22 protein-coding genes are annotated in these 26,233 nt (G+C 43.7%); 9 read left to right on the top strand and 13 right to left on the bottom strand.

Going from position 1 to position 26,233, the window contains the following annotated elements; translation table 11 throughout:
- The first annotated feature begins 21 nt into the window (after positions 1-21).
- Positions 22-2,370 (top strand): SPFH domain-containing protein, encoded by a 2,349-nt coding sequence (locus DP114_RS18720; RefSeq protein WP_169263993.1) that lies wholly within the window; start codon positions 22-24, stop codon positions 2,368-2,370.
- A gap of 103 nt (positions 2,371-2,473) precedes the next feature.
- Positions 2,474-3,841, top strand: a complete 1,368-nt coding sequence (locus DP114_RS18715; protein ID WP_171976820.1) for a protein kinase domain-containing protein — start codon at positions 2,474-2,476, stop codon at positions 3,839-3,841.
- Positions 3,842-3,872: 31 nt separating this feature from the next.
- On the opposite strand, the gene DP114_RS18710 is transcribed toward DP114_RS18715, so the two are convergent.
- The 4 genes from DP114_RS18710 to DP114_RS18695 form a co-directional block, all read right to left on the bottom strand.
- Positions 3,873-4,571 (bottom strand): DevA family ABC transporter ATP-binding protein, encoded by a 699-nt coding sequence (locus tag DP114_RS18710; RefSeq protein WP_169264034.1) that lies wholly within the window; start codon positions 4,569-4,571, stop codon positions 3,873-3,875.
- 64 nt (positions 4,572-4,635) lie between these two features.
- Positions 4,636-5,829 carry an ABC transporter permease DevC gene (gene devC, locus DP114_RS18705; protein WP_171976819.1) on the bottom strand — a complete coding sequence of 398 codons (1,194 nt, stop codon included), beginning with the start codon at positions 5,827-5,829 and terminating at the stop codon, positions 4,636-4,638.
- A complete protein-coding gene (locus DP114_RS18700) occupies positions 5,826-7,130 on the bottom strand; it encodes a biotin/lipoyl-binding protein (protein ID WP_171976818.1) in 1,305 nt (434 codons plus the stop codon). The genes devC and DP114_RS18700 overlap by 4 nt, the downstream gene beginning before the upstream one ends.
- 244 nt (positions 7,131-7,374) lie before the next feature.
- Positions 7,375-8,448 (bottom strand): YheT family hydrolase, encoded by a 1,074-nt coding sequence (locus DP114_RS18695; RefSeq protein WP_171976817.1) that lies wholly within the window; start codon positions 8,446-8,448, stop codon positions 7,375-7,377.
- 157 nt (positions 8,449-8,605) lie between these two features.
- Between DP114_RS18695 and DP114_RS18690 the strand changes: the two genes are divergently transcribed.
- Positions 8,606-9,352 carry a response regulator transcription factor gene (locus DP114_RS18690; RefSeq protein WP_169263989.1) on the top strand — a complete coding sequence of 249 codons (747 nt, stop codon included), beginning with the start codon at positions 8,606-8,608 and terminating at the stop codon, positions 9,350-9,352.
- A gap of 833 nt (positions 9,353-10,185) precedes the next feature.
- On the opposite strand, the gene DP114_RS18685 is transcribed toward DP114_RS18690, so the two are convergent.
- On the bottom strand, positions 10,186-10,947 hold the full coding sequence (locus tag DP114_RS18685) for a choice-of-anchor K domain-containing protein (RefSeq protein ID WP_171976816.1): 762 nt from the start codon (positions 10,945-10,947) through the stop codon (positions 10,186-10,188).
- A gap of 458 nt (positions 10,948-11,405) precedes the next feature.
- Positions 11,406-12,626 (bottom strand): geranylgeranyl reductase, encoded by a 1,221-nt coding sequence (gene chlP / locus DP114_RS18680; RefSeq protein WP_171976815.1) that lies wholly within the window; start codon positions 12,624-12,626, stop codon positions 11,406-11,408.
- Positions 12,627-12,801: 175 nt separating this feature from the next.
- Here chlP and DP114_RS18675 point away from each other — a divergent pair, with 175 nt between their 5' ends.
- Positions 12,802-12,942: a hypothetical protein gene (locus DP114_RS18675; RefSeq protein WP_246162577.1), complete on the top strand. Its 141-nt coding sequence runs from the start codon at positions 12,802-12,804 to the stop codon at positions 12,940-12,942.
- A gap of 4 nt (positions 12,943-12,946) precedes the next feature.
- Here DP114_RS18675 and DP114_RS18670 read toward each other — a convergent pair whose 3' ends face one another.
- Positions 12,947-13,330, bottom strand: a complete 384-nt coding sequence (locus DP114_RS18670) for a CU044_2847 family protein (RefSeq protein WP_169263986.1) — start codon at positions 13,328-13,330, stop codon at positions 12,947-12,949.
- A gap of 246 nt (positions 13,331-13,576) precedes the next feature.
- Between DP114_RS18670 and DP114_RS18665 the strand changes: the two genes are divergently transcribed.
- From DP114_RS18665 to crcB (DP114_RS18650), 4 genes are all read left to right on the top strand, one after another.
- Positions 13,577-16,501, top strand: coding sequence for an nSTAND1 domain-containing NTPase (locus DP114_RS18665; RefSeq protein ID WP_171976814.1), 2,925 nt, complete (start codon positions 13,577-13,579; stop codon positions 16,499-16,501).
- Between the two features lie 209 nt (positions 16,502-16,710).
- Entirely contained in the window at positions 16,711-16,992 is a 282-nt protein-coding gene (locus tag DP114_RS18660) for a hypothetical protein (protein ID WP_171976813.1), read from the top strand.
- Between the two features lie 500 nt (positions 16,993-17,492).
- Positions 17,493-18,020, top strand: coding sequence for a hypothetical protein (locus tag DP114_RS18655; protein WP_171976812.1), 528 nt, complete (start codon positions 17,493-17,495; stop codon positions 18,018-18,020).
- 232 nt (positions 18,021-18,252) lie between these two features.
- Positions 18,253-18,636, top strand: a complete 384-nt coding sequence (crcB, locus tag DP114_RS18650; protein ID WP_171976811.1) for a fluoride efflux transporter CrcB — start codon at positions 18,253-18,255, stop codon at positions 18,634-18,636.
- Between the two features lie 68 nt (positions 18,637-18,704).
- Here the strand turns inward: crcB (DP114_RS18650) and crcB (DP114_RS18645) are convergent, their stop codons facing one another.
- The 5 genes from crcB (DP114_RS18645) to DP114_RS18625 form a co-directional block, all read right to left on the bottom strand.
- Positions 18,705-19,115, bottom strand: a complete 411-nt coding sequence (crcB, locus tag DP114_RS18645; protein WP_171976810.1) for a fluoride efflux transporter CrcB — start codon at positions 19,113-19,115, stop codon at positions 18,705-18,707.
- Positions 19,116-19,304: 189 nt separating this feature from the next.
- A complete protein-coding gene (locus DP114_RS18640; RefSeq protein WP_171976809.1) occupies positions 19,305-19,841 on the bottom strand; it encodes an outer membrane beta-barrel protein in 537 nt (178 codons plus the stop codon).
- Between the two features lie 476 nt (positions 19,842-20,317).
- Entirely contained in the window at positions 20,318-21,934 is a 1,617-nt protein-coding gene (gene murJ / locus DP114_RS18635) for a murein biosynthesis integral membrane protein MurJ (RefSeq protein WP_169268926.1), read from the bottom strand.
- A 116-nt stretch (positions 21,935-22,050) separates the two neighbouring features.
- Positions 22,051-22,656: an arsinothricin resistance N-acetyltransferase ArsN1 family B gene (locus DP114_RS18630; RefSeq protein WP_169268925.1), complete on the bottom strand. Its 606-nt coding sequence runs from the start codon at positions 22,654-22,656 to the stop codon at positions 22,051-22,053.
- A 593-nt stretch (positions 22,657-23,249) separates the two neighbouring features.
- Positions 23,250-23,759, bottom strand: coding sequence for a DUF4168 domain-containing protein (locus DP114_RS18625; protein ID WP_169267553.1), 510 nt, complete (start codon positions 23,757-23,759; stop codon positions 23,250-23,252).
- A gap of 916 nt (positions 23,760-24,675) precedes the next feature.
- Here DP114_RS18625 and recR point away from each other — a divergent pair.
- Positions 24,676-25,290 (top strand): recombination mediator RecR, encoded by a 615-nt coding sequence (recR, locus tag DP114_RS18620; protein WP_169267734.1) that lies wholly within the window; start codon positions 24,676-24,678, stop codon positions 25,288-25,290.
- A gap of 165 nt (positions 25,291-25,455) precedes the next feature.
- On the opposite strand, the gene DP114_RS18615 is transcribed toward recR, so the two are convergent.
- The gene (locus tag DP114_RS18615) at positions 25,456-25,830 is read right to left on the bottom strand and encodes a response regulator (RefSeq protein ID WP_169267729.1); all 375 of its coding nucleotides are present in this window, start codon (positions 25,828-25,830) and stop codon (positions 25,456-25,458) included.
- Between the last annotated feature and the right edge of the window lie 403 nt (positions 25,831-26,233).

Below are 26,233 nucleotides of genomic sequence, written 5' to 3'. Positions count from 1 at the left end.
GTCAGGAAGAATAGCATCACTATGAAAGCAAAGCTATTTGTCGGTCTGCTAGTGAAGAGTGCAATGGCTCTAGGCAGCATTGTTATCATGAGTCAGTATATCGATTCAGTGAATCCTCGATTAACAACTGCTTCAGTAGAACAACCCCCAAATCTGCTGTTTGTTCAGACTCCAACTACGGTATCACTACAAACTAGCCCAGGAAACTCAATCAATCAGCCCATGAGAACTGCGGGAATATCTTTGGGCGGAACTTTTGCTATTTTCTTGGTGTTCGGAGTTGTTGTATTTGCGGTTATCTCGTCCAGAGGAGTTGTAGTAATTGCTAACGATGAAGTTGGGATTGTGATTAAGAAATTTAACCTTAATCCTTTTTCCCCTAAACTTCCTGCTGGTCAGCTGATAGCTTTTAAAGAAGAAGCTGGTCCCCAAGCGAAAATTCTTACCCCGGGTTCACATTGGGGTTATTTTCCTTGGATGTATACCATTCGCAAAGAAAAACCAATCAAAGTTTACTCTGATGCAATTGGGCTAGTCGTTGCTAAAGATGGTGCGTCTATGTCACCTGGGCAACTTTTTGGTAGGGTTGTTGAATGTAACAACTTTCAGGATGCCGGTGCATTTATTGAAAATGGGGGTCACAAGGGTAAACAGCTGGCAATTCTAACAACTGGCACTTACCGGATTAACACTGAATTGTTTCACATTTATAAGAAACCAGTAATTAATATTCCTCCAGGAGAAATTGGACTAATCGTTGCCGAAGATGGTGCGCCCATGCCACCAGAACAACTGTTGGGCAAAGTTGTGGATTGCCATAACTTTCAAGATGCGTCTAAGTTTATTGAAAATGGAGGTCAAAAAGGTAGACAGCTAGCAATCTTAACTGCTGGCACCTATTGGATTAACACCGATTTATTTACTGTAATTACTGCTGCTAATGCCACCCAATATGGCCTGAAACCTGAAAATTTACAGGTGTATACAGTAGAAGCTGGGAAGATTGGCATTGTCACTACTTACGATGGTATTTCAATTGAATCAGATGAGATTGCTGGTTCGCCTGTTGCAGATCATGGCAACTTCCAAAACGGGCAAAAATTTCTTGATGGAGGCGGACGCAAAGGTTTGCAACAAGAGGTTCTGCCACCTGGTTCTTGGAATCTAAATCCTTGGTTTGCCAAAGTTGAGCAAGTAGAATTAACTGACGTTCCTGTTGGGACAGTTGGAGTTATTATCTCCCACGTTGGCAAGCCTCCCGAGAATAAGGCTGGTGTAGTTGAGCGTGGATGCAAGGGAGTTTGGAATACCCCTCTCCCCCCTGGTAAGCATGTAATCAACACAAAAGTGATGAATGTAGAGATAGTTCCAACTCTTCCCATTGCGCTAGACTGGTCAAACAAAAAAAAGCCACCTACAAACTACGATGCAAACCTTCATGCTATACAACTGCGCTCTAAGGATGGATTTTGTTTTGATATAGAAGTAACGCAAGTTATTCGCGTAGCTGAAGAAAATGCTCCCACAATGATTTATCGTGTTGGTAATAATGTTGGTGGCTCTGGTAGTAACTCTATAAAAGCTCTTATTGTAAAGGTACTACAGCCAGCAGTGAGCAATTACTTCTGCAATTCTGCTCAAAATTCTGAGGCGCTTGACTTTCTCGACAAACGTAGTGACCAACAAAGACAAGCAAAAGACTATATTAAATCAGCTCTCAGTGATTTTGCAGTTGAAGCAGTTGACACATTGATTGGAGAGATTGACCTACCCGAACAACTGGAAAAGATTTTAACTGATCGCAAAATCGCCCAGGAAATGCGTATAACCATACAAGCTGAACGAGAAACAGAAAAAGAACTCCAAAATCTTGAATACGAAAAAGCCGTGACGAAAAAGCAAGCAGATTTGGTTAAAGCTCAAGAGGATGTGAAGATTGCAGAACTTAATGCCATAGCAGCGAAATACGGAATTGAGGTTGAAGTAGGACGAGTTCGACAACTACGTGAAATAGACTTATTAATTTTGAAAGAAACTATTGATATCATTGGTCGTGAAGGCTGGCTAGATATCGAAAAACTGAAGGAGTTAGTCAAACTTAAACTTCCAGAGGTCTGGGTTAGTAATTCTCATGATGGTGGTTCTGGATTAATCGATGCAGTCATGCCTCAGGTATTGAGGACTCTGAGAACTAGTACCATTGGTTCAAATAATGGTTTATCAACAGCACACCAAGGGCATCAAACATTAGAGACTTCATCTCCGTCAACGGCACTTCCTCAAGGTTATGTTATCTGTACTCATTGCGAGACTAAAAATCCATTGGGTAACAATTTCTGCTCAAAGTGTGGTAAACCGTTAACCAGTTAATAAAACCCACAGTTGCCAAATAAGCAGTACGAAGTCATTGCGAGTAGAAAGAAGTCAAAATTCACCCGCAATGACGAACAATATCAAAGCCTATTATTTTCCCATGTCAGCTAAAATCACTCTTACTGTCACCCAAGGCAAACTTCAGGGACAACAATTTATCTTTGACTCCCGCACCAGCTGTATCATCGGTAGAAGTATGGATTGTAATCTCCAACTGCCTGATGATGAAGAACATTGCACCATCTCCCGCTATCATTGTTTGCTAGATATCAACCCTCCTGCTATCCGGGTACGGGACTTTGGCAGTAGAAATGGTACTTACGTTAATGGAAAAAAAATTGGACAGCGCCAAACTAACCAAACTCCAGAAGAAGGTGCCAAATTCCAATTTCCAGAGTATGACTTGCAGGATGGAGACGAAATCAAACTGGGTAATACTGTTTTTACAATTGGTATTGAAGTTGATCCATACGAGATAAATATTTCCAACTTTTCTCCTGGCACCATTTATCTAAACAAAAACCCAACACAACCGCCAATTTTTTTGGAAATTATTAAACGCTTGTTGGGCTTAGCGGAAGATGGTGACAAGAATCTAATTGCAATTCGCGGTTATCAAATTGTTAAATTGCTGGGAAAAGGTGGATGTGGGGAAGTTTATTTAGCACAGCACAATCAATCCGGGAAATTCGTAGCACTGAAGGTCATGTTACCAGCAGTAGCTGCTAATGAACGTGCTGTACAGATGTTTCTCAGGGAGACGGAAAACACTAAAGCTTTACGACATCCCAATGTAGTGCGGCTAATAGATTATGGATACTCCGAAAACATTTTCTTCTTTACTATGGAGTATTGCGAGGGTGGTAGTGTATCTGATTTGATGCGCCACCAGGGTGGGCGATTATCTATTGATATAGCAGTACCGATTGCTCTACAACTTCTCGACGGTTTAGAATACACGCACAATGCTGAAATTCCCTATGTCAAACTGGGTGATGGCGGATTTGGTAAAGGCAGGGGTTTAGTTCACCGCGACCTCAAACCTGGTAATATCTTCCTTGCCTGCGTTGATGAAAAAATTGTTGCAAAAGTCGGCGATTACGGCTTATCTAAGGCATTTGACATAGCTGGTTTAAGCGGTCAAACTCTCACTGGCGCTAAAGCAGGTACTCCGGTTTTTATGCCCCGACAGCAGGTGCTTAACTTCAAATATGCCCAACCAGACGTAGATATATGGGCTACTGCTGCTTGTCTTTACTATATGCTTACTGAAACTTTCCCTCGCAACTTCACAGGCGGTGATCGGTTCCTGGCTGTATTACAAAATGACCCCGTGCCAATCGGAGCGCGAAACGCACAAATTCCGCAACATCTGGCAGAGGTTATTGATTTGGCGTTGGTGGAAAAGCCAGAAATTTATTTTAAGAGTGCGGCGGAGTTCAAGCAGGCATTGTTGGGTGTATTGTGATCTTAAATGAAGTTGGCTGCTATATATCTTGCTATCCAACGGTAGCAGGGGCTTTCGCTAACTTACCATCTTCCATGTAGACAATGCGATCGGCTATATCCAAGATACGATTATCATGAGTCACTAACAAAATCGTACAAGCTTGCTCTTTCGCCAAATTATGCATTAGGTTCACCACATCTCTACCCGACTTACTATCAAGAGCGGCGGTGGGTTCATCTGCGAGAACCATTTTGGGGCGACTCACCAGGGCACGGGCGATCGCAACCCGTTGTTTTTGTCCTCCTGACAAATCATCCGGGTAGTAATTGAGACGCTCCCCTAATCCTACCAACTCTAGCATCTCGGCTGAGCGTTTTTTCATTTCTGCTGGAGTTATACTCTTGTGAAGTTCCAAGCCCATCCTGACATTTTGCAGTGCGCTTAAGCTACCGTGCAGGTTGTGTGCTTGGAAAATATAGCCGTTATTGCGTCGCGCCAGTGTGAGTTGTTCTGCATTCGCACCACAAAGTTCTCGTCCTAACACTCGCAAATGACCGGACTGGGCAGAACGCAGCCCACCTACTAAGGTCAGAAGTGTGGTTTTCCCAGAACCAGACGGACCTGTCATAATGATAATTTCACCAGCGTTAATCTCTAAGTTGATATCATATAGCACTTGTTTGCGGAGTTGACCTTTACCAAAGTAGTGGTTGAGATTTTGAATAGAGATAACAGGTTCATTCGTCATAGTCATTAGTTATTCTCCGCGTCCAGTGCGTCTTTGAGTCCTCTGGTTGTGTACAACGCCGAATTTAGAACATATCAGCGGGATCAGCAGATTGGACTTTACGAGTGGCGATCGCCCCAGATATCATACACATGATTATAGTTAGCATCTGTACCTGAATGGCTCGTGCTATTGTCATCAACACTGGTAAGTTGGTAGCGTTGCGAGTAAGAGCATATAGTCCCAGGGATACACTGATGCCAGGTAGAAAACCTAATACTGCCATAATGATTGCTTCTTCAAACACCACTCCTAGCAAGTAAGCGTTGCGATACCCCATTGCTTTGAAAGTGGCGTATTCTTTCATATGTGCATTCACATCGGTAGAAAGGACTTGATATACGATAATCACCCCTACCGTGAACCCCATTGCTGCACCCAAGCTAAAGATAAAGCCGATGGGAGTACTTTTTTGCCAGTAGTCTTTCTCAAATTGAACAAATTCCTCTTTTGTGAAGACTTTGACATCCTGACTACTCCCCAGATAAGATTTCAAAATATTTGATACTTTCTGTGGGTCAGAACCTGGTTGTAGCTGAATCAAACCTAGATTCACGCTGTTTGCTTGTTGTCTAGGAAAGAGTCGCAAAAAGTTCTGGTCGCTGGTTATCAAACTACCATCAGCAATAAAGGAAGCCCCGACTTTAAATAAGCCACTAACATTGAGTGTCCGCCGTTCTATTTCGGTGGTAACAGATTTCCCTTGCTCGATTTGGGCTATGATCTTGGCGTAATCTCCTTGAGAACCACGGTCAAATAAAACTGTATCCGGTAGCTTGAGAACATTTAATTGACGGTTAACATCCGGTAAATCAAAGGTTGGCTTATTAGGATTAATTCCTATTACAAGCACTCCACTTTTCTTAAGCGTTTCCGGATTCTTCCAATCAAGAAAGCCAAGATACATTCCCTCCGCTGACTTTACTCCTGGTATATCCATCGCTTGGAATAATCGCCGTCGAGGAAATGTCGTCAAATATGCCAGGTTACGTCCTTGGGGACTGACTAAAAAAATGTCTGCCTGCATGGCAGTATGCAGTCTGGTGTTACTGTTAAACAGGGCACTTTGAAACCCCAGTTGCATGAACATGAGAACATCAGCGAAGGCAATTCCTGCTAATGCTACTAAAAAGCGCCCTTTTTCGTGACTCAGTTGCAGCCATCCTAGTGGTGTTCGCCCCCTTAGTTGCTGAATTTGCTGGGTTATCAGTCCAATCACAGTGAAATCACCGCCTTGACTTGCAAATTCGAGAATTTAGCAGCTTTGAGGGTGGATGGCTGATCAAGTCTTACGTGCACTTCCACGATTCTGGAGTCAATATTGCTTGTGGGATCACTGTTGATCACGTTTTGCCGTAGAACTTGCGAATCAATCCGATCTACAATCCCTGACAATTCACCCGCTACAGAATCACTGAGTAGCCGTACTCGTTGCCCCAAACGTACTTTATTGATGTCACTTTGGTAAACTTCTGCAACTGCGTACATCTGAGCGTTTTGCCCCATCTCGACAATACCGTCATTAGAGACTAACTCTCCAGGACGGCTATGAATTTTGAAGACTTCTCCTTCTTGGGGCGATCGCACAAAAGCCTGTCTTAGATTTGCCTCTGCTTTTTTGACAGCCGCTATGGCTTGATTTATTTGTGCCTGTGCTGCTGCTACATCCACAGAGCGGACTTCTGCAATTTTAGCTAAGGTTGCTCTAGCTTCGAGTAGTTCTTGATCGCGAGATGTCTGAATCCGTTTGAGGTTTGCTCGTGCTTCTGCCAGTTGTTGTTCTCCGGATGAATCGATGCGCTTGAGGTTTGCTTGTGCTTCTACTATTTTTTGCTGCGCTGTAGTCAAACTCAAGCGCTTGGTATCCTGGAACGAGGTAGAAATCGCCCCTTGTTGATAAAGTGTTTGATAGCGTCGGTATTCTGCCAAGGCATTGTTTAGCTGTGCCTGCAATTCAGCAATGGTTGCTTTTTGTGCCTCGATTTGCGTGTTCTTTTCTGCCTCTAAGCGGGCAATAGTTGCTTGTTGTGCTAGAACTTCTGTGTCTTGTTGTGCTTGCAGGCGAGCGATCGCTGCTTTTTGCGCGTCTATTTCACCCTTTTTGGCACCCGCTTTGGTTTGGGCAAGATTTGCTTGGGCGACTCGTACCTGTTCTTGTGCTTCTGCTACTGCTGCACTGAGGCGATCGCGACTATCCAAAATCGCAACCAGCTGCCCTTGCTTCACCTTAGTTCCTTCCCGCACAAGCAACTGTTCAACCCGACTTCCTTCTGCTGATGCTGGTGCAGAAAGTTTTATGATTTCTCCGTTTGGCTCTAATCGTCCTAGGGCTGTTACTGTTGTTACTTGTACTACAGGTACTGCTTGCTGTTTTGCTGCTTTCGCCTCATTCTGAAATCTTTGTACTGTATAAACACTGATACCACCTGATGTTATAATTGCAAGTATAATTAATAGAATTGGTAGACGAAATGTAGGTTTTAGCTCAGATGAACCCTCTAGGTTCGAGTGTTCAAGCATAGTTATGGTTCCATTGCCTGTCAAACTAAACCGTTTAGTCTAATATAATATCTAAACTAAAGCAATTAGTTCAGTCTTATTTATAGGAGTTTTCATTGAGATATATAGGAGTTTTCATTGACGACATATTATTGGGGCGCTGCAATATCGGTGAGCCTGGTTTTTCAGGTTGTCACTCATTGGAAACGACTTGTTTTGGATACACCCTAGATGGAAACCATATATTAGAGAGGGTACATCATTCTCACATCGGCTGATTGACACTCTTTGTGTGCTGATTTATCCACTCTAAAATTCTATTCCACGCCCACCACGGATCGGGGTCTTGTGCTTGGCGCTGACACTTTTTACTACTGATATATCCTACATGACCACCGTAACGAGTCAGCAACAAATCTATCTTTGAGTTACTAACACAAGCGGCTTGCATCTCTGGTATAATAACAGGCTCAAAAAACGGATCGTCTTCAGCGTATATAATTAAAGTCGGTTTTGTCAGGTTTGGCAGAAGTGGTAAAGCGCTGCTTGCGTCGTAGTAAGCATCTACTGTAGGAAAACCCAACCGCCTTATCACGAGTTCGTCGTCAAAACCCCAGATACTGTTAGCTCTTTCAATCGCTTCAGGCTCAATAGTTCCAGGATGAGCATCATGAATTTGCCATGCGAGTTTCTTCAACTGGCGTGCGATCGATTTTTCTAAATATTTTCCCACAGGATGTTTGACCAGAAAAGAAAGCGATCGCCTTGAATCCAAACTTGGACAAATGACAGCAGCACCTCCAATCTCGCTATCTTCTAGCCCTAAATCCGCATCTTCTTTGACGAGTTCCACCGCAGCCTTAACTGCCCATAGCGCTAATTGTCCACCCAGAGAATACCCCATAAACCAAAATTTTCCTGGGCATCCCATTGCTTTGGCAGTTGCTGCGATGCGAACAAAATCTTCTCCCTCGTACAACCCGTCACTTGTTAACGTTGGCGACAACAGAGCTGTCTTACCATGAGCACGCCAATCAAACAGTACTACAGCATACCCTTGAGCATATGCTTTACGTCCCAATAGCTTGAGGTACCATTGGTTGTCCAAATCGCCTGTAATGCCGTAAGTGGCGACAATAGTGCCATGAGCATTGTCAGGGATGGCTACCCAGCCAAAGATAGGAACCCCTTTGGCACCCACAAATATTTTTTCTTCATAAGGCGGCTCTGGATTTTGTGTTGTACGTTCCCAATCACGACTAGCCCACAAAGCGGTGTAGACAGTCTGGACGGTACCGTCTTGCAAAAACCACGGTGGACTGTAAGAGCAGTAACACATTAGGACAGTTTTTTAGTATAGTTTGGGTTTAGCACCACAATCATTTAATTTTAATGTTTATATTAGATTTAAAATATTTTTTATAATCAATACAGCAATCTTTGTATCTACCAAAGGTTCTTAATTATCCTTAATCAGTAGTAATAAATTTTTAATAATGCCGAGGATTCTTGTCATAGACGATGATGCCGCAATTTCAGAACTCGTTGCCGTCAACTTAGAAATGGCTGGTTATGATGTCAGCCAAGCTGAAGATGGCATCAAAGGTCAGGCGCTTGCTCTCCAGCTACAGCCAGATTTGATTATGCTCGACTTGATGCTGCCTAGGGTAAATGGATTTACTGTTTGCCAACGCCTGCGGAGGGATGAGCGTACTGCCGAGATTCCCGTGTTGATGTTAACGGCTTTGAGCCAAACTCAGGATAAAGTCGAAGGCTTCAACGCTGGTGCAGATGATTATCTGACAAAACCCTTTGAGGTTGAAGAAATGTTGGCACGGGTGCGAGCACTCTTGCGACGTACGGATCGAATTCCTCAAGCTGCAAAGCACAGTGAGATTTTGAACTATGGACCGCTAACCTTGGTTCCAGAACGCTTTGAGGCGATATGGTTCACTCAGACCGTAAAATTGACTCACTTGGAGTTTGAACTTCTACACTGCTTGCTGCAACGCCACGGTCAGACAGTTTCTCCAAGTGAAATTCTTAGGGAAGTTTGGGGTTATGATCCAGATGATGATATAGAAACCATTCGCGTACACATCCGCCACCTGAGAACCAAACTAGAACCTGATCCCCGCCATCCCCGTTATATCAAAACGGTCTATGGTGCAGGTTACTGCTTAGAGTTGCCCAGTTTACCTCAGTCAACTGAAGGTGCTTCTGCAACATCAGGAGTTCAGTAACAATAGCCAAATAAGCGAGATACTGATTCTGCACAAAGCTGATAGATTAACTTGCCCAAAGGTGTCTTTAGATATCGCTTTGGAAGCGAGTCCAAAGGGGGGCGTGGTTTCAGTAGATAGAGGATAAACTCATTCTTGCGCTCCCAAGATAGATTGTTAGCCTCAATTGACTTATCACTTGAGTTGTTCACTCAAAAAATTGACACTCTACGCTACGGAAAATGAGAGAGTGTCAATAGTATGTGGTGTAACCAATTCGTTTGACTCTGCGCGTATCTCCTCTACAGACGCTACTTTGTTAGTCCCAAACGGACACACAGCACGCTTAATCACCGCAAGGCGCTGCTGTAGGCACTCCAGAGAACGGACTATTCACCAAAAGAAGCAGGCGGGAAGGGAGTAGGGCTTCGGCTTCCGCTCAGCCGAACGGAGCATGGGGAAAAAAGAATGATCGTCTATTAACTCTTATTTCCCCCCTGCTGCGGAACGAAGTGGAGCAAGGGTTTGAGGCCCCGTCCATATCGCCAAAGTTGGACGCTTTTAATCAGTCGTAGGTTCAAGCCCCGACTGTATTCCTCTCCCTTGCGCCCCTTCGGGTATCTCCTGCGGAGACGCTACGCGTTCGCCCTCTGGGCGTGCGCTTACGCTTACGCAGTCGCCTGCGGAGGAGCCAGTACTGTAGGAGGGTCTCCCGACAGAGGTATCTGGCGTTGGAAACCCTCCCGCAGCGCTGTCTCACCTACGCCCTGGCCCTGTTGTTAACTTTCCCAAAATCAATAGCCAGGGATGTAAAGCCCTGGCTATAAATGAGGTAAATTACGTGTGAATTTACCTTAGCCTATTCTTTTTTTTACACCCAAGGATTTCTTATGAGTCACAAGGTAGATGCCTAAAACTGATAATCCAACAATACCTGCTGGCTCAGGAGTTTGTTTTGCTGGTGTTATCCGAGTCATTCTGGCATAAATGCCTGCTGTAGTTCTATCACCTTCTAAAACGCTAAATTTGTTAACAGGTGTATTTCCACCGTTTTGGCTAAAGCCAATTAAATTCAGTTGATATTCGTTTCCTTCAAAATTGAAACTGCGAGTACTAAAGTTGTCCTTTATATACACAATATCTGCATCGTCCTCAGGATTGAGTCCTAAGTTCGGTGTATTCACTAGCTGAAAGCCGAAGTTGAAAACTTCCCTGAAAGTACCAGGATTAGTGAATGATAGAGTGAGATTTAAAGGCACGGAATCAACACTCGTGCTTTCCTCAACCTTGCCATTGTAGTACTCTAGATCGCCCACCTTAAACAGCGAACCAACATCGTCTGCCCAAAAAGGATTTCCAGTAAAGGTTAGCTGATTTGCAGGAGTTCCATAGTTGTTTTCAAAATCATCTGGATGAGGACGTCCCCAAGTAAATGAATTCATTCCCACACCGGAAAAAACCGGGTCAGTATTGCTCCCTGGATCAGGTGTTCCCCAGATACCACTCGAGTTGCCTAAAATAGTTAGACCCTGAGCTTGATTGGGGAAACCAAGTGCTGTGATCAAAGTCACAGCAAAAGTAGACAAAGTAGCAGCAAAAACTGAACTTAGTTTCATGGCTAGGCTTTCACTCCTATACAGGAGCTTTTTTCAAATAAGTACCCAGTCTACCTTAATAAATTTATAGAAATTTTGCCAATAGATTAATAAAGTTTTTGTGAAATCTTTGCATAACTTTTTCAAATCTTATCAAAGCAATTTTGTTGGAGTCTTGGTTAGAATTACGAATCGATAAGGGTTTGACAAAATAATTAGTATTAAGAAGAAATCATCCAGCTTCGATTTTATTACTTTGTTATGAAAGAAAATTAAAAATCATACTCAGATAATAGTGAACAGTCATCTGTTATCAGTTCAATCAGCCTTTTTTTTTATAAAAAAATAATTTGTGAGCACTGATTGGCATTTTCCTGTATCCATTAAGAGGATGACATGATAACTACTTGCTGATAACAAATAACTGTTCATTGTGAAAGTGACGCAGTCGTCTTTGTCACAACTTTCTCGTGTTGCTTTTAGGGAGCAAGAGCGTTACCGCGAAGTAAGCTAGCAATTGTCTTAGCTGTAATTTTCATCTGAGTGATGGGATTGGCTGGGACAACTGTCTTATAGAGATAGCTGTCAAAAGTGAGACGTTGGACATCGCGATCATCACACATTTCTACAAAAGCTTCACGGGTGGCGTCAGAACGATAAAATACGGTTTGTAGGAGATCCAGCACCTTGTAGGTGAGTCCGTATTTGCGATCCCAGCGCTTCAAGTACAGCTTCAGATCCGCTTCTGTAGGAATGCGGCTACCACCGTTGGATGTCTCTACGATAGTTTCGGCACACATCCGTCCGGACTTAGCAGCAAAATAAATGCCTTCACCAGACGATTTGGTCACGTAACCAGCAGCATCACCTATCAAAGCGATTCTTCCGACAACGCGACGAGGACGAGGATGTTCCGGAATGGGGTGTGCTTCTACTTTAATAATTTGACCACCAATCAGCTTACGGGCAGCACGGGCACGGATACCAGCTTGCAATTGTTTGATGCGGGCTTTATTAACCTGCATCGTACCAGTACCCACTGCTACGTGGTCGTATTTGGGGAACACCCAAGCGTAGAAGTCAGGAGACACATCGTCGCCGACATACATTTCCGCGAGGTCTTCATAGTAGACCATTTTGTCTTTGGGTAGACGAATACGCTCTTGGAAGGCGATCGCATAATTATAATCCCCAGCATCCATTTCCTTCGCAATGCGGGAATTCGCCCCATCTGCCCCAATAATCACATCTACTTTCAGAGTTTTAGAAATACCCAGAGCACCACCTTCTGTATGATCTAGGTAATGAATGGTATAGGCGTCTGTACTATTGGTGGGAAAATCGAGTTTATGAACAGTGGCATTAATGAGATTTGCCCCTAGTTTTGCCGCACGATCGCGCAGGTAACCATCCAGCACCTCACGGCGGCACATTCCTATATATTCATCTTCATTTACTAGATTGATATCAACCTCACGATTTGAGGGTGAAATCATTTTCATCTTGCGCACTTGACGATCAATGATATTCGGCGGCAGGTCAAATTCACTCACCATGCACAGGGGAATTGCACCTCCACATGGCTTAGCATTGTCTAGCTTGCGCTCAAAGAGGTAGGTTTCAATTCCGGCTTTGGCTAGCGTTTCTGCAGCTGACGAACCAGCTGGACCGGACCCAACAACAGCAACCCGTAGTGTCAAAGGTCTTCTCCCAATCTTGACATTCACCGAGAGAATGGTATCACGCTCTTTTGGCTAATTTCGCGCTATGGTTTCCAGATTTGATAGAAACGCAATGTTCCTTAATATTTCGTAAGAGTTTCAATGCCCTCTGGGCAGGGTGTAAGGGCAAAACAAGTCAAAAGTATCAAGTCATATGTCACGTATTCATCAGCAACAATTGCGTTTTTTCTCAGTTGATGGACAACTTATCCCCACGCCAGAGGAAGCTGCAGCAGAAGCGGAGGCGTTGTTAGCTCGTTATCGCGAACGCTTTGGTGAATTACCTCAGAGTTAGAAGATTATGTTATTTCCTTGGGAAATGAACACTCAACGGTAACCTTCAAGTTACTTTTAGCAGTCCCTTTTGTCACATAAGGTATGCCTGCTTCTCCACCCAATTCGATACCAAACTCTAAAGTCACTTTGTTGACTCCTGGGATGGGAAGTTGCTTAAATGCATTCAGGCTACAAACCGTGTAAGCACGAATCGTGGTATGAATGATCTGAAAATTTTGCACAATTTGCTTGCGCACAGCTTCCGGACTGATTCCCTTGTCAATCAGTGCTTCTTCCTCTTCCTCTGCGGGTTCTTCAGCGATAACTAAGGGAACGTTCACGTCGTCTGTGGCTTCAATATAAATAATCGTGTTGTCATCTAACTGGATGGGTGTAAGTTTAGTCATAGCAAGAATTGCTAATTTCAAAGAATAAAATAAATTATCATAATACTACTGTATTTATACTGAAAAGATTGACTCGATATCGTACAGCCTTCCTGAATAGGATGTAAACACCTTCTTCCTCTTCTCTTTCTTTTCTTGGCGTCCTTGGCGTCTTTGCGGTTCGTTTTTCTATTTTTTGTTCATGATCTATCTAGGATTGCTGTATCTGTTTAATAACTCTATAAAACTGGAGCGAAGCTGTCTTCTATGAGCCGAGACGCTTTGGTAGTTGCAATTAATACTTATAGTTATGAGCGTTTAACTGCTTTGACAGCACCTGCACAAGATGCGGAGGCGATTGCCACTCTCTTACAAGATTACGGCGAATTTAACGTCAAACGCCTACCTGGTGTTAAGGATAAGCAGAATAACACAATTCGCGTTGGTCAGAAAACCCAAGTTACATTAACTCAACTCGAAGAAGCGATCGTCCAACTATTTAAGCCAGAAGGCAAAAATATTCCAGATACTGCGCTGCTATATTTTTCTGGTCATGGATTGCGTAAAAATAAAGGAATTCAGGAAGGCTTTCTCGCTACCAGCGATGTCAACCCAGATTTGGGAAACTGGGGAATTCGCTTGAAATGGCTGCGCGAACTACTGCAAGAAAGTCCAATCAGACAGCAGATTATCTGGTTGGATTGCTGTTACAGTGGTGAGTTGCTGAATTTTGCCGAAGCCGATCCGGGGGATAGGGGAAAAGGAAGAGATAGGTGTTTTATCGCTGCATCAAGAGAGTTTGAGGTTGCTTATGAGACGATTAGTAGCAATCATAGTGTGCTGACAGACGCTTTACTGCAAGCACTTGACCCCAAACGCAATTCCGGCACGTGGGTGACAAATTACACTCTCATTTCTATTCTCAATCAACGTTTACAAGCATTCCCCCAGCGTCCCTTGTTTGCTAATTCCGGTGGTGCAATTAACCTAACACGCATTTGGAAAGCGCCAAATATTGAGTCTAGTCATTCAGTTGTCACGAGTATTTGCCCTTATCGGGGGTTGCAATACTTTGATTGCACTCCAGAAGATGCTCAGTATTTTTACGGTAGACAAGCGTTCACAGACCAACTCATAGAAAAAGTGCGAGCAGGGAATTTCCTGGCAGTGCTGGGAGCATCTGGCAGTGGCAAGTCAAGTGTCGTTAGGGCAGGATTACTTTATCAGTTGAAGTCGGGGCGGCGGTTGTCAGGCAGTGAGACTTGGCAAATCAAGATTTTTCAACCAGGTGAGCATCCACTGCAAAGTTTAGCACTTGCCTTTGTGGATTCGGAGTTATCAGGGATTGATCGGGCATCCCAGTTAGCAAAAGCAGAGGAATTGATTGCCAAGAACGCTGAGGGGTTAAAATATTTGATTGACACTGCGGACAGCAAGCGAGTGCTGCTGGTAGTCGATCAATTTGAGGAAGTTTTTACCCTGTGCAAAGACACAGAACGACAGCAGTTTTTTGAGTGCCTGTTGGGTGCTTTGGAGAAGACAGGCGATAAACTCTGTTTGGTGCTGACGATGCGAGCAGATTTTTTTGGCAAGTGCGCCGAGCAAGAGTATAGCGGACTGGCACAGCAGATTCAGCAAAATTTGGTGACAGTCACGCCCATGAACTCAGAAGAGTTGAGACAGGCAATTGTCGAACCTGCTAAACAGGTAAATTTGGAAGTTGAGCCAGAACTCGTTAACCAAATTCTTGCTGATGTGGAAGGTTCACCAGGAAGCTTGCCGTTGTTGCAATACACACTCAAAGAAATTTGTCAACAACGAGAAGACGAAAAATTAACGCTCTCCACATATACGCGGCTAGGTGGAGTCAAGGGAACGCTGCAAAAACGTGCGAATCAGGTTTATGAGTCTTTATCAACTGAGGAGCAAGTGACAGCAAAGCAGATTTTTCTGGAACTGACACAGCTAGGAGAAGGAACAGAAGATACTCGCAGGCGGGTTTTACAACGAGATTTAGTCACATCGCAGCGATCGCCGACTTTAGTGGAGGAGGTGATTCAAAAGTTAGCTGATGCAAAGTTAGTTGTCACCAGCACCTTAATTGAGAAAGGGGCGAACTCCGGTAAGGTTGCGGTGGTTGATGTTGCCCATGAAGCACTGATTCGCCATTGGTCGCTGTTACGAGCATGGCTCGATGAGAACCGAGACAAACTCAGACAAAAACGCAAAATTGAGACGGCGGCTATTGAGTGGCGAGAGAGGGGAAAGGCGAAGGATTATTTACTGCAGGGAAAACCATTGAAGGAGGCAAGGGCATTTCAGCAAGAGCAAGTTGGAAACTTGACGTTATCGGATTTAGCTCAAGATTTTATTCAGCGAAGCTTGAGACATAAACGGAATAATCGATTCAAGTTTGTTGGACTGGGTTTGATTATTCCCCTGAGTTTAGCTATTTACCTGGGAGTTGTGATTGCAAGAGAGATAAAGATAAACCAACTTCGGGCAACCATCGATGCTGCTGAGGGACGCCCCAATAGTCCGGCAAGAATCCAGGCACTTCAAGAAATGGTAAACCTTGGTGTCTCCCTAGCCAATATCAACCTCAGCGGTGCCAACCTCAGCGGTGCCAACCTCAACCGTGCCGACCTCAGCCGTGCCAACCTCATCAATGCCAACCTCAGCGATGCCAACCTCATCAATGCCAACCTCAGCGATGTCAACCTCATCAATGCCAACCTCATTGGTGCCAACCTCATTGGTGCCAACCTCAGCCGTGCCGACCTCAGGGGTGCCAGCCTCAGCAGTGCCAACCTCATCGGTGCCAACCTCATCGGTGCCGATCTCGGGGGTGCCAACCTCATCGTTGCCAACCTCATCGGTGCCGATCTCAGCGTTGCCAACCTCATCGGTGCCAACCTCAGCGTTGCCGACCTCAGGGGTGCCGACCTCAGGGGTGCCGACCTCAGGGGTGCCAACCTCAGCGTTGCCAACCTCAACGATGCCAACCTCAGCGTTGCCAACCTCATCCGTGCCGACCTCAGGGGTGCCGACCTCAACGATGCCAACCTCAACGATGCCAACCTCAGTGCCAAAAACCTGACTCCTGAACAAGTTAAACTTGCCAAGAATTGGGAAAAGCCGAAATACGATGATGAGTTTCGTACCAAGCTGGGTTTGCCACCGCAGAAGTAGGGACAAAGAACACAGAAGCGATGCCAAAATAGCTATGTCATACGCGCGTTGCATTTATACAGAGAATTTTCTCTCTCCCTATCTCTTTGTCTGTTTCTCTGCGGTTTTTTTTCCCCCTGTTCGCGTTCGCGCAGCGTGTCGCCTTGCGACTCAGCGTGTCCCCTTGGGACATAGGCAACTTAGTATCACAATTGAGGAAAAGTTATTTTATGAGCCGAGACGCTAAGGGAGGAAGCTTGAAACACAGACGGAATCATCGAATCAAGTTCATTGGACTGGGTTTGATTCTTCTGTTGAGTTTAGCTCTTTTCCTGAGAGTTGTTGTTGCAAGAGAAATAGAAGAAATAAACCAACTTCGGGCAACCATCGATGCTGCTGAGGGAAAGCCCAATAGTCCGGCAAGAATTCAAGCACTTCAAAAAATCGTAAGCCTTGGTATCTCCCAAGCCAATGTCAACCTCAGTGGTACCAACCTCAGCCGTGCCATATAGGGGCGATCGCTTGTCATCAAAATCGTCACACCTCAGTCATGGATTTGACATAGCATTTACAAAAGTGTGTTATATCCTAACATTCTATATATAAGATCCCTATTTGATTTTTGCTCAGCTAGGTACAGTTTATGTTAAGCGTTCCCTGTTCCCTATTCCCTGTTAAGCGTTCCCTGTTCCCTACCTCAACGAGTTCGTTTATAAACCAAACCCAATTCCTATATTTGACATTTTGCAAATACGATCAAGCAGATATTAAGTTGCAAACATGATCAAGCAGATGTTAAGTAGCTTAACCTAATTAAACGTAAAATGTCATTAATTCGCTCCACGCTTCGGGTCGAGCTAAGTAATCGCAAAGACTCTATTTTACGCTTTTCAATGTGGCTTTACTTATCAGAATGAATTTAGTGCATAAGTCACTCTTGCTTTCAGCTATGAGATAAGTAGAGGTGTATTAAGAAAATCTTTTTAATATTGTTTTACCCCTGATCACTCCCATGATAACTCATCATTGCAAGTCAGTATCTGTATCACTTATGTCCGCAGATCTACCAATTTGGTCTGTTGTGGAAACTCCGGTGACACTGCATCAGAAGGATCGTAATCGATTCCAGATAGTACTGACTGCACCACCTGTCACAGATTGTGAAATGACAAACTTTTTCAGTCCAGAGAGTATAGGTAGCCAAGAGCAAAGTAATGCTGATGTCAACACCAGTCGCCGAATCTTGTGGTTTGAGATTTCTCCAAAACGAGTCGTCATGACTATGCAAGGTAACGCTCAAATGAGTTACCGTCACATTTGGCAACAGGGCGTTTCTGGCACCACTTACTATTGGTTGCCAAATGATTTGCAACAACAAAATTCACAACAACCAAATAAACCTATTCGCTTGCGGAATTTTACTCGTCATCTAACAGTGAGCGGACACCCTTTACCAGAGAATTTATCTATCGAATATGAATTGTGGGTGGGAGATCTCCTAGTGGGAAGTTATGTTCTAAATTTGAATATTAAACATTAAATCAGTGCACAGTGAACAGTAAACAGTGAACAAGGGGTGGACGAGTCCGTTTCCTGCCTGATAACTGGTAACTGATAACTAATAAAAACAGCTATAACAGGGGCATCTTATAAAAGCATTCACATATTGCCAGATTAGTTGTATATTATAACTCACTAACTTCAAGTGTGAAAACGAATAACTTGACTTAAATGCACTAAAAAAAATATAAAACAACCAGTTAGTGACTTATATGAATTCTGCTATTTCTACTATTTTTGCCATTAGCTTAGGAGCAATCCCAGGTGCCCTAAGTCGTTATTATCTTACTTTATTTTTTGCGTCTCGCTTCGGGACAGCATTTCCTTATGGAACCTTTTTTATTAATATAACTGGAGCTTTTTTGATGGGTTTTTTTACTACCCTTACATCCAAGTTTGGGATTTCTCAGGTTGTGCAATTATTCGTAGCCGTGGGATTTTTAGGTTCATACACTACTTTTTCTACTTATGCCCTAGACACCTCAAATGTGTTACAAGCTAGGGGCTATAAAACAGCTTTACTTTATTGGTTGGGTAGCCCGTTATTAGGATTTATTAGTATAGAACTGGGAATTTGGTTAGGAAGACTAATATAAATTTTGATTCTTTTTAGATTTGGATGTCATTTTTTCACAAGTCTCTTTGCAGATCTCCTGATGAATTATCATTCGTTTCTAATCTGGAAAAAATTAGCGCAGATGACTCCTAACTGAAAACATACCATTCCTAATACAGCACTACAAAACCAGTAGAGCAAACCAATTTCTAAGCTACCTTGTTGAAGCAGCTTGGCTGTATCTAACTCATAAGTTGAAAACGTAGTATAAGACCCTAAAAAGCCGGTGGTGACTAGCAGTCGGGTATCAAGAGAAATTGTTCTTAATGCTCCTATTAACAATGTGGTAAACAAACCCATCACAAAACAACCACTGATGTTAATAATCAGTGTGCTGTAGGGAAATTCTGTACCAAAAAGCTGATTGAACCATAAACCGAGATAATAGCGCGAAAGCGCTCCAGCAATTGCGCCAAGACTGATTGCAACAGCGGCGCGAATGACAGGATTTTGCAGCATAGGAATACATTCAGAATCATAGAATGCTTTTTCATGTTATACAATTTTGTTGCTCAATCCGATACTTGTATTCATGACTGCAAAAATAGCTAAGGAGCAGTGAAGCTCCTGAAATCAGAGGAAAAGCTTCACTACTCCTATACATTTTGTGATTTCGCATCAGAATCCTTCTTTACTGACTATGAAGGATTAGAAGCGGTAACCAACCCCGGCTTGTAAGCTAAGGGCGTCAGAATCACTGCCCCTATAAGCGTCAATACCCCACTTGGCATCACCATAGAGAACGGTGTTTTTCGCAACTTGTGTTTCTGCACCAACAGTTAAGACAGGTGCATTCTTATTTCCCAATTGGCTTGCATAACCTTCATTAGTCTGAAAAGCGTAACCACCACCGATGTAAACGTTAGTGTTTTTCGCGATGGGGGCATCGTATGTTAATGTTGGTATAATTGCCGTTGAATCACCACCAAACAAAACAGAACCGCGAACAGAAACAGGCGCATTAGGAACAGCGTACCGTCCTTGAACATTTCCACCTAATGTAGCTGCATCATTTTGTCTTCCGCCATTGGTGACGCCAGCAGAAACACCAGCACCAACGTAGCTACCGTTCATACCACGTGCTGCAGTTTCTTGAGTTGGAACGTTTTGAGCTGAAGCAATACCTGCAGAAAGAACAACGGAAGCAACAGCAATTGTAGAAGCGAGTAATTTTGTAAGTTTCATAGGTTTCTCTTAACTAGAGTGAATTAGTGCAATCAATGCTTTCTAGTACTAGAATCCCTTTTTTAACAAAATTTAACCTCACGCACTTAGGCGATCCAAGTGGGTGAAACTGTTTCACCCAGCCAGATGAGCTTAAACTCACATATTTGAGGTATAATAGAGAGCAATATTGACACCGTTTCTTTGTGATAGCTTGCGTGGTATAGCGATAGCTGCAATATATTTTACCCCCCCGCTAACGCCGTCCCCGTTATCAAGGCTACGGTGTACACATATCTCGTTCAAAACCTCACCCTCGCTTGAATCGGCGCTAAAATCTTTCCCTCTCCTTAGTAAGGAGAGGGATGCCCGATAGGGCAGGGTGAGGTTTTGCGCGAATGAGTGGGTAATTCAAGAACTTGTGGCTTTTTCCTTTCCCCTTTATAAGGGGAAAGGTGCCGGAGGCGGATAGGGGTAAAGCACGACTATAACAATATTTATCTTCTCAAAAAGCGCTCACGCAGACGAGATACAAAAATCTCGATCTCTGGTAATTTCATCATGGCAACAATCACAGCAAAAACGCCGATGCCAACTAAACCAGCAATAGATATTTGCACCAGTTGAATTTGTAAAGCATCTTCACCTAAAAACTTCTGCAAAACCTCAAGAGTGCCATAGCTTGCTCCTCCACCTACCAAGCTTGCAGTAGCTAAACCTAAAATTGGCAAACTCCACTCGCGCCAACGTAAACCATCCAGCCTGCGATCAAGCAACCATAACAACATTAATAGCGAGATGAAATTCACTCCAACTGTTGCTAGTACCAAACCCGGCGCACCAAAAGGCTTAAACAAAATCCAATCTAGCAAAGCGTTGAATATGATGTTAATCATACTAACGCGAAATGGTGTCTGACCATCGCCCAAAGCATAAAACACGCGCACCAAAACATCTCGCCCCAAATAGACGAACATTCCCAAACCAGAAGCAACTAGTATGGAGGAAACCAGGGCTGAGTCTGTTTGGTTGAAAGCACCACGTTCATAAACCACTCGTACAATGGGGTCAGACAGCGCCATCATTAGCGCTCCCATTGGTAGCATGGTGAAGGCAGTAAGTATGAATCCTTGGCGAATTCGCAATTTTAACTCTGTCCAATTTTCCGGTGCGGCTAGTCGGGAAAATATTGGTAATAAAGGTAACAAAATAATATTAGAAATAATTCCTAAAGGAGTTTGCACCAAGATATTGGAATAACGCAACCCAGAAGGAGCAGAGGGGATGAACGATGCAAAATACATATCTGTATACAGATTAATTTGCAACATCCCAGAAGAAAAGGTTGCTGGTCCCATAATTTTAAGTACATCGCTCACCCCTGGCTGCTTAAAATTAAATCGCAGGCGCAATGTACCTAACCCTGCTCGTGCTTGGGCAATTTGCTGGATCAACCATTGCAGGAATGCTCCGGCTAAGGTACCCCCCGCTAAAACCATTCCGCCTAAAATGGCATATTCAGGAGAGCTAATTTTGCTACCTAGTTGCAGAGCGAGTACACCCAAACCAAGAATTAGAATAATGCTGGAAAATAAAGGACTCAGAGAAAGTAGCCAGTATTGATTCGCTGTGTTGAGAGTCCCAAAACCAATACCAATCAGTCCTGCTAAAACTGCCATTGGTGCCATTATCCGCAGTTGCACAATGGCGCTTTCTTTAATGAATGCTCCGTCACGAACAGTATCCAAACCTGGTGCTACTAAGTCAATCAAGTTAGGAGCAAATATCACCAGGAAAATCGTTACCAAAAGCAGCAAACCACCCACAAGGGTTGTCATTGTTTCCACCAAGGGAGCAGCTTCTTCTTGCTTGCGCCTGGCTAGAACGCTGACGATCGCACTATGGAATGGTCCATTAACCCCACCTAGCAATATTAGCAGAAAACTGGGGATCATGTAAGCGAAGTTATAAGCATCGACAACACCCCCCGCACCAAAAGCGGCGGCGATCGCTTGTTCACGTACCAGCCCAAAAAATTTGCTGATTAACGTAGCAACGGCGATAATGCCAGCAATTCCGGCAAAAGAACGAGAGGTTTTTTGTTCTTGTGTCACAAACAGTACCTGACCACTTTCTGAAGGGGCATATCTTGAAATATTTAACTTGAAATTTAGCAGTTTGTCAGGGTAGTTTGGCAAAAATTAGAAATCTCAGTGTGTGAAATAATTTCTTAATTGACACCAAGCTTGAGGAAAGATAATCCACTTGCCAAAGCGTATTCTAATTTAATGGTACTGTGTAATACGTTGATATCGATGGGAGGCTTGGGATTCGGTCTTCGCGGTTGCAGAGATAGCTCATACCACACAACATCATGCCACGCACCACACTTGTATCCTACACTTTGATATATCCCTATGAACTGGAATCCCATCAGTTTATGAAGCCTTTCACTGGCTGTGTTTGGGAGAGTGACACCTGCGTAGGCGCTGTAGTAACCTTGAAGTACCAGAATTTTAAACAGGGATGTATATAAAGCTCGTCCTATGCCGGAACGACGCACTGCATCATGGATATAAACAGATACATCAACAGCCCACTGATAGGCAGTTCGGTCTCTATGAGGTGTAGCATAAACATATCCTAGAACTTCTCCATCACGTTCGCACACCAGCCAAGGCAACTTCTCTAGGACTTTTGCAATCCGCTGCTGCATTTCATCTAGAGTTGGTGGTTGAACTTCAAAAGACACAGGTGAATACTCGCAAAAAGGGGCGTAAATTTCCAGAACTTGCTCAGCATCCTGTTCAGTAGCAAACCTGATGATGGATGACATAGAAACCACACTCCCTTCTTCTGTTCTTGTTGGAATTATATGGACAGTGTACGATGCAGCAGTAGCAATAATATAAATACCCACCTCCTCCTAAAGTGAGATTTAAAAGTTAGCAAGCAATTAGAGGGTGTATGCATAAAGTCATACCGTTTCACTTTAACGTTGATACATATGGGGAAGTAGGGGGAGTAGGGGGAGTAGGGGAGGCAGTGCGGTCTTGGGGTTTCCCCAAGTGGAGCAACTGCCGTGGAGTGAAATGTATCAGGATTTTCGTGAAAGGGTATCAGTCAAAAACCAAACTGCTATTTTTTCCAAGGTAACTTTGTGCCCATTTCAGTTAACGCAGAGAAGATGAGATAGAGGATGAAAACACTGGCGCTGACAAGAAAAAGAACAACCTCGTTATCCATAATTGAGTCAGAGGGGGTGATGACTAGTACTGATCAAATGACATTCTACCAAAATGAATGCAACTCGGGATTAATAAAAAAATAAGTCAGAATTCAGAATGAACCCGGCCCATTCTGAATTCTGACTCCTGAATTGTGCATGTTCACAAAATTGCTTACACTCTTTGGGTGTGACCTTCAAGACTAGCTTCTAATCATTTGCTGCACTTTTTGCTGAAGCGCCGGATCTTGGCTGATCGCTACTTGAATTTGATTGAAACGTTCTAGCCCTAGCCCTTCCTTTTGCAAAACTTGCTGCATGTTTGTATCAGCTTGTTCCTGAATTGACTTTAAACTTGTGAAAGCTTTTTCATATTGTTGTTTTTCTTGTGATGTCATTGCTCGTTTTAGCTTCTCTGGGGGATTTTGCTGTGATTTATATATTTCCAAAAATCGTTCTTGAGTCAGACCAGACTTATTTATAACGTCCGCCATCTGCTTAACTGCTCCCTGCTTTATCGCTGTGAGCTGTTTTATGGAGTTTGCAAATTTCTGAAGTTCCTCTGGACTAACTTTGGTTTGGGATGTTCCTGGAACTTGAGGGGATGGAGATGAAGATGGAGATGTAGGTTTTGGTGCTTGTGCATGAGCCGACAGGCTGCTGACAAGAAGAAAAACAAAAATATAGCTACCTGTCAGAATTTGCTTAAACACGTTGAGTTCCTCCTTTACAATTTCGGTGTCCGGTGTCAGAAGAGTTTGTTGAATTTCCTCAACTGAGCCTCGGTTTCCATCGATTTTTCCGGCATATCTTTAGGCAGCATTTAGACAGCAAACAAGAGTTACTGTTTATCGCTAACGACTCTGGGTATGCTCTATCCTGGTAAGCGGGTGAAGTACCTACCAATAAAACGGAGCTCAAAGCACTTCTCTTGCGAGATGTTTAACTAGCCGCGACAGGGCAAAAGACTAGCAAATCTTAAGGTGTCATGATTTGGATAACGTCTCCTAACCGAAGTTAGGGGTTTGGTTCACATTCACTCCGTATCACTACGTTTGCGAATGATCCCTGTCTGTTCAATACGGTCAGATAGGTCATTGAGCAATACCATTATACAAAAATGACCTGCAACATTCCGGAAAGATTGACGACTTGTCGAGCTTATATCCTACCACGCCCACGGAGTACCTCTTAGGCTGATCACCCGCTACGAATGGAAAAAACACTCTTTTCACGCCAGAACAAGCGTGTTCAAAGTAGCGTCTGGGTCAGGAGAGGGAGACCCTCATCAAGTACTGGCTCACGCCACATGCACGCCACTTGCTACAACGGGGGGAACCCCCGCACGGTGAGACAGCGCTGCAGGAGGGTCTCCAACGCCAGATACCTGGCTGTCGGGAAACCCTCCCGCAGTACTGGCTCCTCCGTAGGCGACTGCGTAAGCGCAAGCGCACGCTAAGAGCGTTCGCGCAGCGTCTCCGTAGGAGATACGCGTAGCGTCTCCGCAGGAGATACCCGAAGGGCAGTGGCTCCCCTACACCCCTGTGTTTGTTGAAAGAATAACCAAATAACTCCCAAACAGTGCCCACCAAGCTCTTATAAATGCCATCATAGTTATGATTAGAACTCATTGGAGATAAGACAACGGTTTACGCACGCCCTCTAGCACGTTTAATTGAACAACTCCAACGCTTACCTGGAGTCGGTCCTAAAACTGCCCAGCGTCTGGCATTACATATTTTAAAGCGACCAGAAGCAGAAGTTGAGGCTCTGGCGCAAGCTTTGATTGAGGCAAAAAAACAAGTCGGTTTGTGTTCTGTTTGTTTTCACCTATCTGCTGAACCAGTTTGTGAAATTTGCCGCAACCCAAACCGTGACAACACGACTCTGTGTGTGATAGCAGATTCCCGTGACCTGATTGCCTTGGAAAAAACCCGTGAGTTCAAAGGCAAGTATCATGTCTTAGGTGGGGTGATTTCTCCAATTGAGGGCATTGGTCCAGAACAGTTGACTATCCAAGCTTTGGTGCGAAGGGTGAGTCAGCACAAGCCTCAAGAAGTGATTTTGGCAATTAGTCCAAGTGTGGAAGGTGAAACAACAACACTGTACGTTGGTCAATTACTAAAGCCATTTACCAAAGTGACGCGGATTGCTTTTGGTTTACCTGTGGGTGGGGATTTGGAGTACGCCGATGAGGTGACTTTGGCAAGAGCTTTGGAAGGTCGAAGAGAGTTAGATTATTAACCTGTTAAAAACATTCGTTGTGATGCCCTCTTTGAGCTCATCAAAGCCCCTTCTAGCGTTATGAATACAAAAGCGCTTGGGGAACGGTGATAACTCAAATCCTCATTTTCTCAGCATTGACCAAAACGTGGTCACATCAAGATGGCTGACCGCTTTTTCTCTGATTTAGTTCCAACACGCCTGAATGCGTGCAAGCAATCTATCCAAATTGATGGGCTTACGGATAAAATCATCAAACCATATATCTAACTCTTGCATACTACTCATCTGTTGAGTACCTGTAATCAGCAAAATAGGAATGAAAGGTAACTTCTCATTTTGGCGGATACATCGGGCTAACTCATAACCGTTCATTTTAGGCATGATCACATCTGACAAAACTAAATCAGGTGGCGAAGCCTCTATTTTTGCTAAAGCTATATTCCCATTGTTGGCTGTATCAACGTCGTAGCCCTCTTCTTCTAAAGCAGTTTGAAGCAAAGCCAGATTGAGTTCACAATCGTCCACTACTAATATTCGACGACGCCCAGATGATTGCATAGATGCATACCCTTAATTCATGGAATTACAAGATTGTAGTATTTATACTCATAAGATTGAGCTTGACAAAAAATCTTAACATCTAAATCATTTTTTGGATAGGTGGCTAAAGTTTGATCACTTCCGACAAAGTCCAGAGTCAAACTAAAACAACAACAAGTAAGGAGCATTAAATGAGTGACCAGCTACCTACGCAGTTATCAAGGTTACATAACGAGATTTGTACGCCAACTGAAACACACCGGTTTTAGAAGTGAGAGACTCTGACTCCCTTAATACCGTTCACTTTAAGGTTAATACAAATAGCCAGCACCGAAAGCAGAAATTTATCTGGCGGGGGTAAATAATTGTAAAAAAATCATTTGTATCAGGCATATCATTAATTTTTGTATTAAAAATCACA

Origin of the sequence: Brasilonema sennae CENA114, assembly GCF_006968745.1 — a bacterium.
GTDB classification, from domain to species: Bacteria; Cyanobacteriota; Cyanobacteriia; order Cyanobacteriales; family Nostocaceae; genus Brasilonema; species Brasilonema sennae.
The sequence above is the reverse complement of the archived record's forward strand: the minus strand, read 5'-3'. Positions and strand labels throughout refer to the sequence as shown.

Excerpts from the sequence above, each read along its gene's own strand:
- DP114_RS18640 (WP_171976809.1), bottom strand. The coding sequence starts at position 19,841 with ATGAAACTTACAAAATTACTCGCTTCTACAATTGCTGTTGCTTCCGTT.
- DP114_RS18700 (WP_171976818.1), bottom strand. The coding sequence starts at position 7,130 with ATGCTTGAACACTCGAACCTAGAGGGTTCATCTGAGCTAAAACCTACA.
- crcB (WP_171976810.1), bottom strand. The coding sequence starts at position 19,115 with ATGCTGCAAAATCCTGTCATTCGCGCCGCTGTTGCAATCAGTCTTGGC.
- DP114_RS18655 (WP_171976812.1), top strand. The coding sequence starts at position 17,493 with ATGATAACTCATCATTGCAAGTCAGTATCTGTATCACTTATGTCCGCA.
- DP114_RS18670 (WP_169263986.1), bottom strand. The coding sequence starts at position 13,330 with ATGACTAAACTTACACCCATCCAGTTAGATGACAACACGATTATTTAT.
- crcB (WP_171976811.1), top strand. The coding sequence starts at position 18,253 with ATGAATTCTGCTATTTCTACTATTTTTGCCATTAGCTTAGGAGCAATC.
- DP114_RS18720 (WP_169263993.1), top strand. The coding sequence starts at position 22 with ATGAAAGCAAAGCTATTTGTCGGTCTGCTAGTGAAGAGTGCAATGGCT.
- DP114_RS18695 (WP_171976817.1), bottom strand. The coding sequence starts at position 8,448 with ATGTGTTACTGCTCTTACAGTCCACCGTGGTTTTTGCAAGACGGTACC.
- DP114_RS18710 (WP_169264034.1), bottom strand. The coding sequence starts at position 4,571 with ATGACGAATGAACCTGTTATCTCTATTCAAAATCTCAACCACTACTTT.
- DP114_RS18665 (WP_171976814.1), top strand. The coding sequence starts at position 13,577 with ATGAGCCGAGACGCTTTGGTAGTTGCAATTAATACTTATAGTTATGAG.
- DP114_RS18630 (WP_169268925.1), bottom strand. The coding sequence starts at position 22,656 with ATGTCATCCATCATCAGGTTTGCTACTGAACAGGATGCTGAGCAAGTT.
- DP114_RS18715 (WP_171976820.1), top strand. The coding sequence starts at position 2,474 with ATGTCAGCTAAAATCACTCTTACTGTCACCCAAGGCAAACTTCAGGGA.
- DP114_RS18615 (WP_169267729.1), bottom strand. The coding sequence starts at position 25,830 with ATGCAATCATCTGGGCGTCGTCGAATATTAGTAGTGGACGATTGTGAA.
- DP114_RS18690 (WP_169263989.1), top strand. The coding sequence starts at position 8,606 with ATGCCGAGGATTCTTGTCATAGACGATGATGCCGCAATTTCAGAACTC.
- DP114_RS18685 (WP_171976816.1), bottom strand. The coding sequence starts at position 10,947 with ATGAAACTAAGTTCAGTTTTTGCTGCTACTTTGTCTACTTTTGCTGTG.
- DP114_RS18660 (WP_171976813.1), top strand. The coding sequence starts at position 16,711 with ATGAGCCGAGACGCTAAGGGAGGAAGCTTGAAACACAGACGGAATCAT.
- DP114_RS18675 (WP_246162577.1), top strand. The coding sequence starts at position 12,802 with ATGTCACGTATTCATCAGCAACAATTGCGTTTTTTCTCAGTTGATGGA.